Genomic DNA, 16,518 nt, shown 5'->3' with positions numbered 1-16,518 from the left:
GGTTGTTCGCGTGGGTTACTCGACGACGAGGTCGACCTCGATGTTGCCGCGGGTGGCGTTGGAGTAGGGGCAGACCTGGTGAGCCTGCTCGACCAGCTTGCGGCCGGTCTCCTCGTCCAGGGTGTCGGGCAGCTCGACGCGGAGGGTGACCTTGAGGCCGAAACCCTCGCCCTGCTTGCCTATGCCGACCTCGGCGGTCACGGCGGCGTCGCTGACGTCGACCTTGGCCTGGCGGCCGACGAGGCCGAGGGCGCTGCCGAAGCAGGCGGCGTAACCGGCGGCGAACAGCTGCTCCGGGTTGGTGCCCTGCCCGTTGCCGCCGAGCTCCACCGGCATGGCGAGCGCGAGGTCGATCTTGCCGTCGGAGGAGACGGCACGGCCCTCACGGCCGTGGGTGGCGGTGGCGACAGCGGTGTAGAGCGCGTCCATGGAAAACCATCCCTCTCAGGTCACGTTCCGGCGGCCGGTCCGGCCGCCGCACGACGACAAGTAGAGCACACAATTCAATTGCGTACAACTAAATGGCCCACCCGAGCTATCCTGGAGGCATGACTCCGACGACACCGACGCCCACCGCCGAGGAGAACTGGCTCCGCCTGGACCGCCAGATCTGCTTCTCCCTGCAGGCCGCCTCGCGCGCCTTCAACGGTGTCTACCGCGTGGTCCTCAAGGACCTCGGACTCACCTACCCCCAGTACCTGGTGATGCTCGTCCTCTGGGAACAGGGCGCCCTCCCCGTCAAGAAGCTCGGCGAACACCTTCGCCTCGACTCCGGCACGCTCTCCCCGCTGCTCAAGCGCCTGGAGGCGGCCGGCCTGGTGCGCCGGGAGCGCAGCGCCCGTGACGAGCGCTCCGTGGAGGTGCGGCCGACCGAGGAGGGCGCCGCCCTGCGCGAGCGCGCGCTCCAGGTACCGCGCCGCATCGCCGCCGCGACCGGCTTCGATCTCGACGAGATCCGCGACCTGCGCGAACGGCTGGACCAGCTCACGGGCGCCTTGGACTCGGCGGCGCTGGACGAGACACCGGGCTGCTCGTAGGTACCCGGGGGAAGGGTCCCCGCCTGCTTCACTGGTCACCTGTTCACGGGCGTACTGACGAGGGGACGCGACCTCACATGACCTGGCTGATCACCGGCGGCGCCGGCTACATCGGGGCGCACGTCGTCCGCGCGATGACCCAGGCGGGCGAGCGGGCGGTGGTGTACGACGACCTGTCGACGGGGATCGCCGAGCGGGTGCCCGAGGGCGTGCCTCTGGTGGTGGGCTCGACGCTGGACGGGGAGCGCCTGGCCCGCGTCCTCGCCGCGCACGCGGTCACCGGGGTGGTCCATCTGGCGGCGAGGAAGCAGGTCGGCGAGTCGGTGGAACGGCCCCTGCACTACTACCGGGAGAACGTCGAGGGCCTGCGCGTCCTGCTGGAGGCGGTCACGGCGGCCCGGGTGCCGTCCTTCGTGTTCTCCTCGTCCGCGGCGGTGTACGGGATGCCGGACGTGGACCTGGTCACGGAGGACACCCCGTGCCTGCCCATGTCGCCCTACGGCGAGACGAAGCTGGCCGGCGAATGGCTGGTGCGGGCGACCGGACGGGCGACCGGCCTCTCCACGGCCTGCCTGCGCTACTTCAACGTGGCGGGCGCGGCGAGCCCGGAGCTGGCCGACGTCGGCGCCTTCAACCTCATCCCCATGATCTTCGAGCGGCTGACCCGGAACGCGCCCCCGCGCCTCTTCGGTGACGACTACCCGACCCCCGACGGCACCTGCGTCCGCGACTACATCCACGTCGTGGACCTCGCAGAGGCCCACGTGGCCGCCGCCCGCGCCCTCCGGGCCTCCCCCGGCCGTGACCTCACCGTCAACATCGGCCGCGGCGAGGGCGTCTCCGTACGCGAGATGATCGACCTCGTCAACGCCGTCACCGGCCACGACCGGCCCCCGACCGTGACCCCCCGCCGTCCCGGCGACCCGGCCCGCGTGGTCGCCTCCGCCGACCGCATCGCGGCGGAACTGGGCTGGCAGGCCGAGCACGACGTCCAGGACATGATCAGGTCCGCGTGGGAGGGCTGGGTACGGCTGCATCCGGAGGCGGCCCGGCCGTAGCACCACCCGGCCACAGCACCGCTGCGTACGCTGCCGGAATGACCACCACCTCCCGCCTCTCCCGTGCCGTCGGAGCCGTCGTCGGCTCGGCCGTGGGCGACGCACTGGGCGCCCCCTTCGAGTTCGGCCCGGAGCACGCCTTCTCCGCCCGCTTCCCGCACCCCGGCCACGGCGGCGAGATGTGCGGAGGGGGTGGCTGGGAGCCGGGCGAGGCGACGGACGACACGCAGATGGCCGTCCTGGTGGCGGAGTCCCTGCTGGAGCGCGGCGGCCTCGAACCGCCGGACCTGTTCCAGCGGTTCCAACGCTGGGCCGCCGCCGACCCGAAGGACATCGGCCTGCAGACGGAGGCCGTACTGGCCGGCGGCGACCCGTGGGACATCGCCGCGGCCCTGCACTTCCAGACCAGTGGACGGGCCGCCGGCAACGGCTCGTTGATGCGGGCCGCCACCTCCGCCGTGTACTTCGCGCGCCGGGGACGGGACGCCACGATGGACGCGGCCCGCCGGATCGCGGCGCTCACGCACGGGGACCGGGCGGCCTGGGAGGGCACCGCCGTCCTCCACGAGCTGGTGCGCGCCGCGCTGGACGGGGACGACCCGCTGACCGCGATACCGGAGACGCTCGCCGAGGTCCACCCCGACCACCGGGACCGGTACGCGGCCGTCCTGTCCCCCGACTGGCATCCCGACCTGGCGACGGAGTTCAACGGCGCCGTCTGGCCCTGCCTCGGTTCCGCCGTCTGGGCCCTGCGCACCACCTCCTCCTACGAGGACGCCGTGCGCTCCGCCATCGACCTCGGCGGTGACACCGACACCGTCGCCGCGGTCACCGGCGCGCTCGCCGGCGCCGTGCACGGCGCCGACGCGGTGCCGCCGCGCTGGACCGAGGTCCTGCACGTGCCGTTGCCCGGATTCGGGGAACGGGTGCTGCGGGTGACGGAGCTGGCCGAGCTCGCGGGACGGCTGAACGGCCGCCCGCACCGTCTCACAGCGCCTTGAGCGCCCCGGCCGTCGCCCGGGCCAGCGCGCCGAGGTACTCCTTCGGCAGCCTGGGGCCGCGGATCACCACCGACCGCCAGTAGAGCGGGCCCGAGATCAGGTCGAGGGCCAGTTCCCGGTCGAGGCCGGCGCGGACCTCGCCGCGCCGCTCCGCCGCCGCCACGATGGTGGTCGCGACGCCGTCCTGCCCTTCCCGCAGCGTCTTCTGCATGGCCTCGTGGATCTCGGGATTGCGCGCCGCCTCGGCCTGGAGGTCGGGGATGATCTGGGACGCCACCGGGTGGCGCAGCGCGCGCGACGTCACCTCGTACAGCAACCGCAGGTCGCCCTCCAGCGAGCCGGTGTCGGGCGCGGGCAGGCCCTGCACGGCGAGCGCCGAGACGATGTCGAGCACCAGGTGCAGCTTGGAGCGCCAGCGCCGGTACACCGCGGTCTTGCCGACTCCAGCCCTGCGGGCGATGCCCTCGATGGACATGCGCGCGTAGCCGACGGCCGCGAGCTCCTCGAAGACGGCCGCCCGGATGGCCTCCGTCACGTCCTCGCGCAGAACGGCCGCCCCGGCGGGGGCGCGGCGGCGGGGACGCGTCTGGGGGCCGTCGGCGTTCGTCGTCATGCGGACCAGCATAGGGCGTTGCGACGATACGGACCCGTCGCCACGTGGCAGGCATCACGAGCACGTCACGACGAAACGGTTGCGTTCCGACGCCTGATCGGCCTACGCTCACGTTGCGACGATACGGTGCCGTTCCGACGTAAGAAAACGACAAGAGAAGCGTAAGAAGACGTCGGACGACGATTCCCGCACCCCTCCCTCGAGCGAAAGCAGCGGATGTGAGCCAGGTCCTCCACACACCGCCCCAGACACCGCCCCCGACCGACGACCTCAGCGCGCTGGCGGCCCGGTACGGTCTGACGGTCAGCGGCGCCCGCCCCTCCCTGCGCGAGTACGTCAGCCAGCTGTGGGCCCGGCGCCACTTCATCGGCGCCTTCGCCACCGCCAAGCTCACCGCCCAGTACAGCCAGGCGAAACTGGGCCAGGTCTGGCAGGTGATGACCCCGCTGCTGAACGCGGCCGTGTACTACTTCATCTTCGGCGTGCTGCTGGGCACCAAGCACGGGGTGCCCGACTACATCCCGTTCCTGGTGACGGGCGTGTTCATCTGGACGTTCACCCAGAGCTCGATCATGGCGGGCACCCGCGCCATCTCCGGGAACCTGGGCCTGGTCCGGGCCCTGCACTTCCCGCGGGCGGCCCTGCCGATCTCGTTCTGCCTCCAGCAGCTCCAGCAGCTGCTGTTCTCCATGGGCGCCCTGGTCGTCATCCTGCTCTGCTTCGGCGTTCCGGTGGGCCCGTCCTGGGTGCTGGCACTCCCCGCCCTGGTGCTGCAGTTCACCTTCAACGCCGGCGTCTCGATGATCATGGCGCGCTGGGGCGCCAAGACCCCCGACATCGCCCAGCTGATGCCGTTCGTCCTGCGCACCTGGATGTACGTCTCGGGCGTCATGTGGAGCATCGACAAGCTGACCGCCAAGGACCACCTGCCGCACGTGGTGTCGGTCGCGCTGGCGGCCAACCCGGCCGCCGTCTACATCGACCTGATGCGCTTCTCGCTCATCGACAGCTTCCACGCCGGCCAGCTGCCGCCGCACGTGTGGGCGGTCGCGACCGGCTGGGCGCTGATCGCCGGCGTCGGCGGCTTCATCTACTTCTGGAAGGCTGAGGAGACGTACGGCCGTGGCTGAGATCCCAAGCTCCAACGTCCCCACCGTCGTCGTGGACGGCGTCGACATCGTCTACCGGGTCAACGGCACCGGCGCGGGGCGCGGCTCCGCGACCGCCGCCCTCAACCGCATGCTGCGCCGCGAGAAGGCCGAGAAGGCGGCGGGCGTCCGCAAGGTGCACGCCGTCAAGAAGGTGTCCTTCGTCGCCTACAAGGGCGAGGCGATCGGCCTGATCGGCACCAACGGCTCCGGCAAGTCGACCCTGCTGAAGGCGGTCGCCGGGCTGCTCCCGGTGGAGAACGGCCGGATCTACACCGACGGCCAGCCCTCCCTCCTCGGCGTGAACGCCGCCATGATGAGCGACCTGACCGGCGAGCGGAACGTCTACCTCGGCGGCCTGGCGATGGGGATGTCCCGCGAGCAGATCAAGGGCCGTTACCAGGAGATCGTCGACTTCTCCGGCATCAACGAGAAGGGCGACTTCATCACCCTGCCGATGCGGACGTACTCCTCCGGCATGGCCGCCCGCCTGCGCTTCTCCATCGCCGCAGCCAAGGACCACGACGTCCTGCTCATCGACGAGGCCCTGGCCACCGGCGACCGCTCCTTCCAGAAGCGCTCGGAGGAACGCATCCGCGAACTGCGCGAACACGCGGGCACGGTGTTCCTGGTCAGCCACAACAACAAGTCGATCCGCGACACCTGCGACCGCGTCCTGTGGCTGGAGCGGGGCGAGCTGCGCATGGACGGGCCCACGGAGGACGTCCTGCAGGAGTACGAGGCGTTCACGGGCGGCGCGGACAAGGCGCCGAAGGCAGCCTGAGCCCGGGTGTGACCGCACCCGGGCTACGGCCATCGCCCCCGTACAGCCCAACCGGCCCAACCATACTTATCCCTTTCGCCCCCTGGATGCCACGATGTCCAAGAGGGTGCGCTCGCACATCCGCACCCCGCACGGATGCCCCGGCGGCCACCAGGCGAAGGAGTCCCCGCGATGCCCGAGCTCAGCGTCATCGTCCACGGGCCCAACACCCAGGGGCACCTGACCGGCCTGCTCGACTCCCTGGCCGCCCAGCCCCTCCCGGGCGTCGAGGTGATCGTGGCCGCGGTCGGCGACTGGGCCCGGGAGACCGCGCAGCGGCACACCCCCGAGATGCTGGTGCTGCCCCTGCCGGACGGCACGACCGAGGCCGAGGCCCGGGCCGCGGGGGCCGCGCGCGCGAGCGGCCGCTGGCTGCACTTCGTCCACTCCAGGGACGGGCTGCCGGCGGGCGCCCCACACGCCGTCGCCGAGCGCGCCGCGGAACTGCCGGACACGGTGGACGTCCTGCTCTTCGACCACGTCCGCTCCACCTGGGCGATCACCGCGGCTCCTTCCCCCGACGGCCGTCTCCTGGCCCGCGCAGGCCACACCGACCTCACCCTCGACGACGCCCCGTACCTCGTCCGTCTGACCCCGCTCCTGGGCAACCGGGCCGTACGCGCCGAGTTCTGGCGAGCGCACCAGGAGGAGTTCACCAGCGACGACGAGGCGTTCGCCGCCCACGCCGTCCTCCTGCGCGCCGACCGCGTCGGCTGCCTCGACCACGTCGCCCACGAGCACCGGCGGCTGCGCCCCGAGAGCCTCCCGCCGTCCGCACCCGAGGACCACTACGCCCTCGTCGGCCGCTACGAGGCCCTCCTCCCCCTGGCCAAGGACCGCACCGCCGCCCACGCCGTCCTCTACGACGTGATGGTCCAGGACTGCCTGCGCACCTTCGCCCGCACCCCGCTGCCCGACCCGGTGGCGCGGGAGTTCTTCCGCCGGTCCTCCGTGGCGGCCCTGCGCCACCGCCCGGAGAACCACCGCCGCCCGGCCGGCCTCGAGGGCGTGAGGCGTTCACTGCTGGAAGAGGACGCCTACACCAAGTACCGGGCCTTCCAGGCCGCCAACCGCACCCGCCGGGCCGCCCGGGCCGCCGTACGGGCCCGTAAACGGCAGGTCCGCGCGAAGGTCCGCGCCCACCAGTACCGCAAGGCCCTCGACCGCCCGGTCAACCCCCACCTGGCCGTCTTCGCGGCCTACTGGAACCGCGGGGTCGCCTGCAATCCGGCCGCGATCGCCGACAAGCTCACCGAGCTGGCCCCGTGGATCCACCCGGTGTGGGTGGTCACCCGGGAGAACGCGGCGCTGCTGCCGCCCGGCACCGACCACGTGATCCCCGGCACCCGCCGCTACTGGGAGGCCCTGGCCACGGCGAAGTACCTGGTCAACAACGTCAACTTCGCCAACGCCGTGGTGAAACGCCCGGACGCGGTCCACGTCCAGACCCACCACGGCACCCCGCTCAAGCGCATGGGCCTGGACCAGATGCACTTCCCGGCCGCAGCCCAGGGCCTGGACTTCGACGCCCTGCTGGCGCGCATCGACAAGTGGGACTACAGCGTCTCCGCCAACAGCCACTCCACCCGCATGTGGGAGCGCGCTTACCCGGCCCGGTTCGTCTCCCTCGACCACGGCTATCCGCGCAACGACGTCTACTGCACGGCGACCGCGGCCGACGTCCGCGCCGTCCGCGCCCGCCTGGGCATCCGGCCGGGCCGCCGGGCCCTCCTCTACGCCCCCACCCACCGCGACTACGAGGCCGGCTGGACCCCGCGCCTCGACCTCGCCGAACTCGCCGACCGGCTGGGCGAGGACACGGTCCTGCTCGTGCGCGGCCACTACTTCTACGGCGCCTCCGCCTCCCCCCTGGCCGGCCTGCGCCGCACCGGCCGGGTCGTCGACGTCTCGTCGTACACCCCCGTCGAGGAGCTCGCCCTCGCCGCCGACGCGCTGATCACGGACTACTCGTCCATCATGTTCGACTACGCCAACCTCGACCGCCCGATCGTCGTCTACGCCGACGACTGGGAGACCTACGCCACCACCCGCGGCGTCTACTTCGACCTGCTGGCCGAGCCTCCGGGCCAGGTGGCGCGCACGCAGGAGGAGTTGACGGAGATCCTCACCTCCGGCGCCTGGCGGGACGAGAGCGCGGGCAAGGCGCGGGCGGCGTTCCGGCGGCGCTTCTGCGAGTACGACGACGGACGCGCCGCCGAACGGGTCGTACGCCGGGTCTTCCTCGGCGCCCCCGAGGAGGCGCTGCCCCGGATCACCCCGCTGGACGAGCGCACCCCGGCACCGAGCCCCGAGGAGGCGGAGGGGGCGAGCGGCGCATGAGCACTCCCGGTACGACCCCCGACGTGACGGTCACGGTGATCGTCTACAACGACGCCGAGCGCCTCCCGAGGGCCGTCGCCTCCGTGCGCCGCCAGACCCACCGCAACATCGAGATCGTCATCAGCGACGACCACTCCACCGACGAGACCCCGCTGGTGGCACGGCGGTTGGCCGCCGAGGACCCCCGCGTCCGGCATCTGCGCCTGCCGCACAACAGCGGCGGCTGCGGCGCTCCCCGCAACCGCGCGCTGGAGTCCGCCCGGGCGCCGTACCTGATGTTCCTGGACAGCGACGACGAACTGACGGACAACGCGGTGGAGTTGCTGCTGGCCGCCCACCGCGAGCGGGAGATCGACTTCGCGATGGGCGCGGTGCGGCACGTACGCGAGGACACCGGCAACCACTCGACGTGGATGCCGAACCTGGTCGCCGAGCGGCGCACCCTGGAGGGCATCGAGGCCGACCCGCGCCTGTTCTTCGAGCACCTGGCGACCAGCAAGATGTACGCCCGCGCCTTCCTCGACCGCCACGACCTGCGCTTCCCGGAGGACATCCACTACGAGGACCAGCTGTTCACCGCGCGGGCGTACTGCCTGGCGAAGTCGTTCACGATCATCCCGGAACCGGTGTACCGCTGGTACACGGCCCCCTACGCGGCCTCCGACGCGGCCTCCATCTCCAACCAGCGCCACAAGCTCACGAACGTCCGCGACCGCGTCCACGTCCAGCACCTCATCGACGCCTTCCTCGCCGAGAGCGGGCACGAGTCCCTGCGCGAGGACAAGGACTACAAGTTCCTCAAGCACGACTTCCGCATGTACGCCGGGGACCTGCCGCACCGGGACGAGGAGTGGGTGGCGGCGTTCGCCGACATCGTCACCCCCTACCTGGAGACCCTCTCCCCGGGCGCCTACGCCCGGCTCCCGCGCGCGGAACGTGTCGTCCTCCAGCTGATCCGCGACCACCGCCTTCCCGAGGCCCGCCTGGCGGCCCGGGGTGTGGCCCACGGCGTGGCGCCGAGGGAGGTGACGACGGACGCGGAAGGCCGCATGTACTGGGGGAACGAGGTCCCCGGCTCCGACCGCTCCCGCCGCGAACTCGACCTCTCCGACCTGGCCCTGGACACCTGCCCCTTCCCACGGGCCCGCTTCCGCCACGAGATCACCGAGGTCACCCGGGGCCCGGGCGCCTCGGTCGACCTGGCCATCCGCACGTACGACCCCGCCCAGCGCCTCCCCGTGGGCCCCCTGCGCGCCTCCCTGGTCCTCCGCCCCGGCCGGCGCCGCCTCACGGCCCCCTTCTGCCTCGCCCCGGTCCACCCCGGCGTGTTCGAGGGCCACGTCCACCTCGACCTGGCGGCGGCCCCCCTCCCGCTGCACGGCTTCCACGGCACCCGTCACCCCGTCCTGCGCCTCCACCACGCGGACCTCACCAACACGACCCTCCTCCTGGCCCCCCTGTCCTTCCCCGCCTTCACCACCCGCGTCGACTACCACAACGGGGCGTCCCCCCACCGACTCACCGTCGAACCGGAGTCCCGAGGCCCGGGCCGCCTCCAGATCCGCTGGCAGCCGGTCGGAATGACGGCCCTGATCCGCCCGGTACTCCGCAGAGCAGCCCGCCCGAGGGTGAGACGAGCGATGCGGCTGCTGTCGAGCGTGCTGCGCTGACACGCCGGGCTGCGCTGACACGCCGGGCTGCGCTGACACGCCGGGCTGCGCGACCTACCCACCCTCAGCCCCCACGCTGCCCCACCGTCAACGCACCACCGCGTAGAGCACCTGCCCACCCGGCCCCCGAGCCACCACCCGCAAACCCCGCTCCCGGACCGAACCCCCCGCCCCCCGGTCCACCACCCACCGCACCCCATAAGCCCGCACGATCTCCCTGCGTTCCCCCTCCGACGTCCCCGCCGCGAAATACCTCCGCACCACCGCCGCCCGCCTCCCCTCGTCCGGCAGGAAGAAGTCGGGATACCCGGGCGCCACGGTGTACGCCCCGTACGCCGGAATCTGCCGCGCCGGCCGGCCGTCCCGCGCCATCACCACATCCCCGTACCGCACCCACGGCGTGATCCAGTGGTACCCCGCCCACGGCTCCCGGTACTTCTCCGCGACCACCCCCGGCAACCACCCCCGCCGCACCACATAGCCCAGCGTCCCCACCTGCGTCCACGCCCCCACCACCAACGCTCCGGCCAGCACACACGCCCACCACGCCCGCCCCCCTCTCCGCCCCACGCCCACCACTTCCAACGCCACCGCGACCTGCGCCGGAATCAACACCGCGGGCAAGGCCCGCCCCCACGCGTAGTGCCCGCTCACCCACCCCGCCCCCACGACCACCACCCCCAGAACGAAGAACAGCACCAACGGATCCCACCTCTCCCGCCACCACCGCACCCCCAGCGCCGCCACCCCCACCAGCACCAGCCCGAACCTCCCGACCAGGTCCTCGTACAGCACCCGGTGCAGCGCTTCCAGCCCTTCCCCCGCCGCTCCGGTCAGCGCGAAGAAGTCGTAGTACGGCCACACCCACAGCACCACCGCCCCCACCACAACTCCCACTCCCAGGCGCGCCCACACCGCCCTCCCGGGCCGTGCCGCGACCACCGTGGCGGCCGCGCCCAGCGACGCGACGACCCCGGAGAACTGGTGACACAGCAGGATCACCGCCCACAGCACTCCCAGCCCGCACCACACCCCCCACCCCCGCTCCGCCCGTCCCACCGCCCGGCTGAGCCACGCCCAGAAGTGAAAGGCCAGCCCCAGCGCCAGCACACTCGGGTACGACACCGTCAGCGCCAGGGAGTTCAGCCCGAGGAACCCGCTCCAGTTGAACAGCTCCGTCCCCCACAGGAACAGCAGGCACAGCAACGCGAGCGCGGGCGCCGCACGGTGCGCGCTCAGCGTCCGGACGTACCGCCATACCCCCGTCACCAGCAGCCCCAGCCCCAGCAGCGCCCCGACCCGCAGCACCACGAACGCCGAGAGCCCCGTCACCCGCGCGAGGCACCCGAGCAGCAGCGTCCACGGTGAGTAGTAGGGGCTGGGCGTGTCCGCGTCGACCAGCGGATTCCCGGGGTCGGTGAGACTGTGCCGCAGCCGTTCGACGGTCGCAGCGTGCATCCCGAGGTCACCGGCCCAGGGCAGCCGCACCACGACCAGGAGCAGCAGTACCAGAACGAGGGCGACGACCGCCCTCGGCGCCATGACACGCATCCCGCTCGGAGTCACGCGGCCACTTTATCGGAATTGCCCATTTATACCCGGGATGCCCACCGAAGAGCGGGGGCCCGGAAAACAGGGCGCCCCGAGCCTTCGGCCCGGGGCGCCCTCACTGTCGTACCGCCTATGAATGCGACCGCAGCAGCGTCCGCATCGTCCGCATCGCCACCGACAGGTTGGCCAGGTCGAACGAGTCGGAGCTCTGGATCTCGTCCAGAGTCGTCCGCGCCCGGCCCAGCAGCGCCGCGTTCTTCTCCTGCCACGCCTTGAAGCGCTGCTCGGGAGTGGACGTGCCGTTGCCGACGGCCAGGACCTCCGCCGTCAGTGCCGCGTGGGCCGCGTACAGGTCCTCGCGGATGGAGGCGCGGGCCATGGACTGCCAGCGGTCGGCGCGGGGCAGCTCGATGATGCGGTCCATCAGCTGGGTGATGTGCAGCCGGTCGGCGAGGTCGTAGTAGACGTCGGCGACATCCAGCGGCTCCCGGCTCATGCGGTCGCCCACCGAGACGATGTCGAGCGTCGGGAAGGCGGACGAGAACCCGGCCACCCGGGTGGCCAGCTCGTCCGGGACGCCGGCGCCCGTCAGCTCGTCGTGGATCTTCTGGTACCACTCCAGGTCCGCGCCCCGCAGCAGCTTCGGCAGCTGCGACCAGACGTGCTCGACGCGCTCGGCGAAGAAGTCGACGGTCTCGGCGAGCTGCAACGGCTGCGGCCGGTTGTTGAGCAGCCAGCGCGTGCCGCGCTCCACCAGACGGCGCGAGTGCAGCCGGATCCGGGTCTGGACATCGGCGTCGACCTGGTTGTCGAGCGCCTCGACCGCGTCCCACACCTCGGAGGAGCGGAAGATCGCGCGGGCCGCGGTCTGCGCCCGGACGATCTCCTCCAGCGAGGCACCGGTCTCCTCACGCAGGCGGTGCAGGTAGGTCGTACCGCCCGTGTTGACCGTGTCGTTGACCAGGACGGTCGTGGTGATCTCACGGTGCAGCGGGTGGCCGTCGACGCGGTCGGCGAACTGCTCGCGCAGCGCGGTCGGGAAGTAGCAGTGCAGCAGACCGCGCAGGTAGGGGTCGTCGGGCAGCGAGGTGTGCAGCAGCTCCTCGGCGACCGTGATCTTCGTGTACGCCAGCAGGACGGCCGTCTCCGGACTGGTCAGGCCCTGGCCCTGGCTGAGGCGCTCGCGGATCTGACGGTCGGTGGGCAGGAACTCCAGGGCCCGGTCGAGGTGGCCCTCGCGCACCAGGTGGCGGATGAAGCGCTGCTGGGCGTGGAGCATGTCCTTGGACTGGGCGAGGGCGTTGGCGATCGCCGTGTTCTGCGCGTAGTTGTTGCGCAGGACCAGCGCGCCGACCTCGTCGGTCATCTCGGCGAGCAGCTTGTTGCGCTGCTTGACGGTCATGTCGCCGTCCGCGACCAGGCCGTTGAGCAGGATCTTGATGTTCACCTCGTGGTCGGAGGTGTCCACGCCCGCGCTGTTGTCGATGGCGTCCGTGTTGATCCGGCCGCCGCGCAGCGCGAACTCGATCCGGCCCAGCTGGGTGAGCCCCAGGTTGCCGCCCTCGCCGACGACCTGGACCCGCAGGTCCGCGCCGTCCACGCGGATGGGGTCGTTGGCCTTGTCGCCGACGTCGGCGTGCGTCTCGCCGGCCGCCTTGACGTACGTACCGATGCCGCCGTTCCACAGCAGGTCCACCGGCGCCTTGAGGATCGCCTTCATCAGGTCGGCCGGCGTCATCTTGCTGACGCGCTCCTCGATGCCGAGGACCTCGCGGATGTGTGCGTTGACCGGGATCGACTTCGCCGTACGGGGGAAGATCCCGCCGCCGGCCGACAGCAGCTCGGTGTTGTAGTCGGCCCAGCTGGAGCGGGGCAGCTCGAACAGGCGGCGGCGCTCGGCGTAGGAGGTCTCCGCGACGGGGTGCGGGTCGATGAAGATGTGACGGTGATCGAAGGCGGCGACCAGGCGGATGTGCTCGGAGAGCAGCATGCCGTTGCCGAACACGTCACCCGACATGTCACCGATGCCGACGACCGTGAAGTCCTCGGCCTGCGTGTTCACGCCCAGCTCCTGGAAGTGCCGCTTGACGGACTCCCAGGCGCCGCGGGCGGTGATGCCCATGCCCTTGTGGTCGTAGCCCGCCGAGCCGCCGGAGGCGAAGGCGTCCCCGAGCCAGAAGTTGTACGACTCGGCGACCTCGTTGGCGATGTCCGAGAACGTCGCCGTGCCCTTGTCGGCGGCGACCACCAGATAGGTGTCGTCCTCGTCGTGCCGGACGACGTCCGCCGGCGGGACGACCTCGCCGGCCACCATGTTGTCGGTGATGTCGAGCAGCGCCGAAATGAACATCTTGTAGCTGGCGATGCCCTCGGCCAGCCAGGCGTCCCGGTCGACGCTCGGGTCCGGCAGCTGCTTGGCGACGAAGCCGCCCTTGGCGCCGACGGGCACGATGACGGTGTTCTTCACCATCTGCGCCTTCACCAGGCCGAGGATCTCGGTCCGGAAGTCCTCACGCCGGTCGGACCAGCGCAGACCACCGCGCGCGACCTTCCCGAACCGCAGGTGCACGCCCTCGACGCGCGGCGAGTACACCCAGATCTCGAACGCCGGGCGCGGGGCCGGCAGGTCCGGGATGGCCTGCGGGTCGAACTTCATGGAGACGTAGGCGTGCGGCTTGCCGCCCTCCGCCTCCTGGAAGAAGTTGGTGCGCAGCGTCGCCTTGATGACGGTGAGGAAGGACCGCAGGATCCTGTCCTCGTCGAGGCTCGCCACCTGGTCGAGGGCGGCGTCCAGCTCCTCCAGCAGGGCGTCGACGATCTCCATCCCGGCGCGCTGGCGCTCGGGGGACATCCGCGCCTCGAAGAGGGAGACCAGCAGGCGGGTGGTGTGGACGTTGGTGCGGAGGGTGTCCTCCATGTAGTCCTGGCTGAACGTCGACCCGGCCTGCCGCAGGTACTTCGCGTACGCCCGCAGCACCATCGCCTGCCGCCAGGTCAGCCCCGCGCCCAGCACGAGGGCGTTGAAGCCGTCGTTCTCCGCCTTGCCGGTCCAGGTGGCGGCGAACGCCTCCTGGAACCGCTCGCGGCCGTCGTCACCGAGGTAGTCGCCGTTACCGCCGGCGAGTGACTTGGGGATGCGCAGGCCGAAGTCGTAGATCCAGGCGACGCTCCGGTCCGAGCAGCGCAGCTCGTACGGCCGCTCGTCCACCACCTCGACGCCGAGCCGGCTGAGGACCGGCAGCACCGCGGAGAGGGAGACCGACTCGCCCTTGCGGTAGATCTTGAACCGGCGTTCGTCCGGTGCGGCGCCCACCGGCTCGTACAGGCTGAGGGCGAAGTCGTTGCCCTCCTCCTCGCTGAGCCGCTCCAGGTTGCACAGGTCGGCGACGGCCGCGCGCGGCGAGTGGTCGGCCTTGTAGCCCTCGGGGAAGGCGTTGTTGTAACGGCGCAGCAGCTCGGCGGCGCGCTCCTCGCCGAGTTCGGCGTTCAGCGCGTCCGAGAACCCGTCGACCCAGGAGCGGGCGGCCTCGACGAGCCGTGCCTCGATGCGCTCCTTGTCGCCGTCGCTGAGCTCGGGCAGTTCGGTGCCCGGCGGGACGCGGACGACGAAGTGCAGCCGGGAGAGGATCGACTCGGTGTTCCAGGCGGTGAAGTCGACGCTGATACCGCCGAGCTCCTCCTTCAGGATGTCGATGATCCTGAGGCGGACACCGGTGGTGTAGCGGTCGCGCGGGAGGTAGACGAGGGCGGAGTAGTAGCGCCCGTACTCGTCCTGGCGCAGGTAGAGCCTGAGGCGCCGGCGCTCCTGGAGGTAGAGCACGGAGGTCACGATGGACTGCAGCTCGTCGACCGGCGTCTGGAACAGCTCGTCGCGCGGGTACGTCTCCAGGATCTGGAGCAGGTCGCGGCCGTCGTGGCTGTTGGGCGAGAAGCCGGCGCTCTCCAGGACCTCGTCGACCTTGCGCCGGATCACCGGGACCCGGCGGACGGACTCGGTGTAGGCGGCGGAGGAGAACAGGCCGAGGAAGCGACGCTCACCGACGACGTTGCCGTCCGCGTCGAACTTCTTGACGCCGATGTAGTCCAGGTACGACGGCCGGTGCACGGTGGACCGGCTGTTCGCCTTGGTGAGGACGAGCAGGTTGTGCTCGCGCGCCTTGGCGCGGGCGTCCGCGGGCAGCCGCTCGAAGGACGGGCTGACCGGGTGGCTCTCGTCGCCGGAGTGCTGCGGATCGGAGCGCAGGACGCCGAGGCCGGTGCCGGGCACGGCGGCGAGGGAGTCGTCCCCCCGCAGCCGGTACTCGCGGTAGCCGAGGAAGGTGAAGTGGTCGGCGGCCAGCCAGCGCAGCAGCTCGCGCGCCTCGTCGATCTCCTGCTCGCGCAGGTCCGAGGCGACCGGCTCCGCGGGCAGCTCATCGGCCATGCGCAGCGCCGCGTCCCGCATCTTGTCCCAGTCCTCGACGGCCTCGCGGACGTCGGACAGGACGCGCAGCAGATCGGCGGTGATCTGCTTGAGGTCGCCGCGGTCGGTCTCCCGGTCGATCTCGACGTGGATCCAGGACTCGGTGTGCGCGTCGTGCGGGAGGTCCTCGGAGCGGGGTGCCTTGAGCACCTCGATGAGCCTGCCTGTGACGTCGCGGCGGACGACGACCTGCGGGTGGATGACGACGTGGATGCCGCGGCCCTGGCGGGTCAGCTCGTTCGTCACGGAGTCCACGAGGAAGGGCATGTCGTCGGTGACGACCTCGACGACGGAGTGGCTGCACGTCCAGCCGTTCTCCTCGACGGTCGGGGTGTGGACCCGGACGCTGGCGGTGCCCTGTGGGCGGTTCTCGGCCAGCCGGTAGTGCGAGAAAGCGGCTCCGAAGATGTCGACCGGGTCGCGGTCGCTCAGGTCCTCCGGGGCGGTGTGCAGGTAGTAACGCTGGAGGAACGCGAGCACGGTCTCCCGGTCCGGGGTGCCCTCGCCCGTCGTCCCGGTGGGTAGGTGCCCCCCGACCGGGCTGTTCTCAGCGACCCGAGCAGCCCTCTCCAGCAACTCGGCCTTGGCTTCGTCCAGCTTGGTCTGCATTGTCCTCTGGCTCCTGTCGCGCGCCATTGCGTGACGTAGAAGGAAGTACGGTCTCCGCCCTTCCGACGCAACGCCCAGACGCGGGGTGTCCGGTCTGCTTCGACGCTATGCCGCAAGGGGAGATGAGCGGGGGGTTATCGGCCATTTTCGACACGCCCGAACGGTGTGACGCTGCTCTCGGCGCCGTGCCCGGTGTGGGTGCGTAC

Annotated in this window: 11 protein-coding genes; 7 read left to right on the top strand and 4 right to left on the bottom strand. The window is 71.4% G+C overall.

All coding sequences use genetic code 11. The features are described 5' to 3' along the window. Positions 1-15 precede the first annotated feature (15 nt). The gene (locus IG99_RS18205) at positions 16-429 is read right to left on the bottom strand and encodes an organic hydroperoxide resistance protein (RefSeq protein ID WP_037675287.1); all 414 of its coding nucleotides are present in this window, start codon (positions 427-429) and stop codon (positions 16-18) included. Positions 430-548: 119 nt separating this feature from the next. Here IG99_RS18205 and IG99_RS18200 point away from each other — a divergent pair, with 119 nt between their 5' ends. The 3 genes from IG99_RS18200 to IG99_RS18190 all read left to right on the top strand — a co-directional run bounded on the left by IG99_RS18200 (position 549) and on the right by IG99_RS18190 (position 3,096). Continuing rightward, the gene (locus IG99_RS18200) at positions 549-1,037 is read left to right on the top strand and encodes a MarR family winged helix-turn-helix transcriptional regulator (protein ID WP_037675285.1); all 489 of its coding nucleotides are present in this window, start codon (positions 549-551) and stop codon (positions 1,035-1,037) included. A gap of 77 nt (positions 1,038-1,114) precedes the next feature. Next, positions 1,115-2,095 carry a UDP-glucose 4-epimerase GalE gene (galE, locus tag IG99_RS18195; RefSeq protein ID WP_037675283.1) on the top strand — a complete coding sequence of 327 codons (981 nt, stop codon included), beginning with the start codon at positions 1,115-1,117 and terminating at the stop codon, positions 2,093-2,095. Positions 2,096-2,133: 38 nt separating this feature from the next. After that, positions 2,134-3,096, top strand: a complete 963-nt coding sequence (locus IG99_RS18190; protein ID WP_037675281.1) for an ADP-ribosylglycohydrolase family protein — start codon at positions 2,134-2,136, stop codon at positions 3,094-3,096. Here the strand turns inward: IG99_RS18190 and IG99_RS18185 are convergent. Then, entirely contained in the window at positions 3,083-3,709 is a 627-nt protein-coding gene (locus tag IG99_RS18185; RefSeq protein WP_078947782.1) for a TetR/AcrR family transcriptional regulator, read from the bottom strand. The genes IG99_RS18190 and IG99_RS18185 overlap by 14 nt on opposite strands. A 218-nt stretch (positions 3,710-3,927) precedes the next feature. Between IG99_RS18185 and IG99_RS18180 the strand changes: the two genes are divergently transcribed. The 4 genes from IG99_RS18180 to IG99_RS18165 all read left to right on the top strand — a co-directional run bounded on the left by IG99_RS18180 (position 3,928) and on the right by IG99_RS18165 (position 9,690). Beyond that, positions 3,928-4,839: an ABC transporter permease gene (locus tag IG99_RS18180; RefSeq protein WP_037675278.1), complete on the top strand. Its 912-nt coding sequence runs from the start codon at positions 3,928-3,930 to the stop codon at positions 4,837-4,839. Then, positions 4,832-5,641, top strand: a complete 810-nt coding sequence (locus IG99_RS18175; protein WP_037675277.1) for an ABC transporter ATP-binding protein — start codon at positions 4,832-4,834, stop codon at positions 5,639-5,641. The genes IG99_RS18180 and IG99_RS18175 overlap by 8 nt, the downstream gene beginning before the upstream one ends. Positions 5,642-5,812: 171 nt before the next feature. After that, positions 5,813-8,020: a CDP-glycerol glycerophosphotransferase family protein gene (locus IG99_RS18170; RefSeq protein ID WP_037675275.1), complete on the top strand. Its 2,208-nt coding sequence runs from the start codon at positions 5,813-5,815 to the stop codon at positions 8,018-8,020. Beyond that, positions 8,017-9,690, top strand: a complete 1,674-nt coding sequence (locus IG99_RS18165; protein ID WP_037675272.1) for a glycosyltransferase family 2 protein — start codon at positions 8,017-8,019, stop codon at positions 9,688-9,690. Before IG99_RS18170 ends, IG99_RS18165 begins: the two co-directional genes overlap by 4 nt. Positions 9,691-9,777: 87 nt before the next feature. Here IG99_RS18165 and IG99_RS18160 read toward each other — a convergent pair whose 3' ends face one another. Next, on the bottom strand, positions 9,778-11,241 hold the full coding sequence (locus tag IG99_RS18160; RefSeq protein ID WP_037675269.1) for a hypothetical protein: 1,464 nt from the start codon (positions 11,239-11,241) through the stop codon (positions 9,778-9,780). Between the two features lie 130 nt (positions 11,242-11,371). Continuing rightward, entirely contained in the window at positions 11,372-16,312 is a 4,941-nt protein-coding gene (locus IG99_RS18155; RefSeq protein ID WP_037675267.1) for an NAD-glutamate dehydrogenase, read from the bottom strand. Between the last annotated feature and the right edge of the window lie 206 nt (positions 16,313-16,518).

The sequence above is a fragment of the Streptomyces griseus subsp. griseus genome (genome assembly GCF_000720255.1).
In the GTDB taxonomy this organism is placed as follows: Bacteria; Actinomycetota; Actinomycetes; order Streptomycetales; family Streptomycetaceae; genus Streptomyces; species Streptomyces griseus_I.
This window is presented reverse-complemented; position numbering and strand designations above follow the sequence as displayed.

Coding starts and splice junctions, on each gene's coding strand:
- IG99_RS18205 (WP_037675287.1), bottom strand. CDS start 429: ATGGACGCGCTCTACACCGCTGTCGCCACCGCCACCCACGGCCGTGAG.
- IG99_RS18200 (WP_037675285.1), top strand. CDS start 549: ATGACTCCGACGACACCGACGCCCACCGCCGAGGAGAACTGGCTCCGC.
- galE (WP_037675283.1), top strand. CDS start 1,115: ATGACCTGGCTGATCACCGGCGGCGCCGGCTACATCGGGGCGCACGTC.
- IG99_RS18190 (WP_037675281.1), top strand. CDS start 2,134: ATGACCACCACCTCCCGCCTCTCCCGTGCCGTCGGAGCCGTCGTCGGC.
- IG99_RS18185 (WP_078947782.1), bottom strand. CDS start 3,709: ATGACGACGAACGCCGACGGCCCCCAGACGCGTCCCCGCCGCCGCGCC.
- IG99_RS18170 (WP_037675275.1), top strand. CDS start 5,813: ATGCCCGAGCTCAGCGTCATCGTCCACGGGCCCAACACCCAGGGGCAC.
- IG99_RS18165 (WP_037675272.1), top strand. CDS start 8,017: ATGAGCACTCCCGGTACGACCCCCGACGTGACGGTCACGGTGATCGTC.
- IG99_RS18160 (WP_037675269.1), bottom strand. CDS start 11,241: ATGCGTGTCATGGCGCCGAGGGCGGTCGTCGCCCTCGTTCTGGTACTG.
- IG99_RS18155 (WP_037675267.1), bottom strand. CDS start 16,312: ATGCAGACCAAGCTGGACGAAGCCAAGGCCGAGTTGCTGGAGAGGGCT.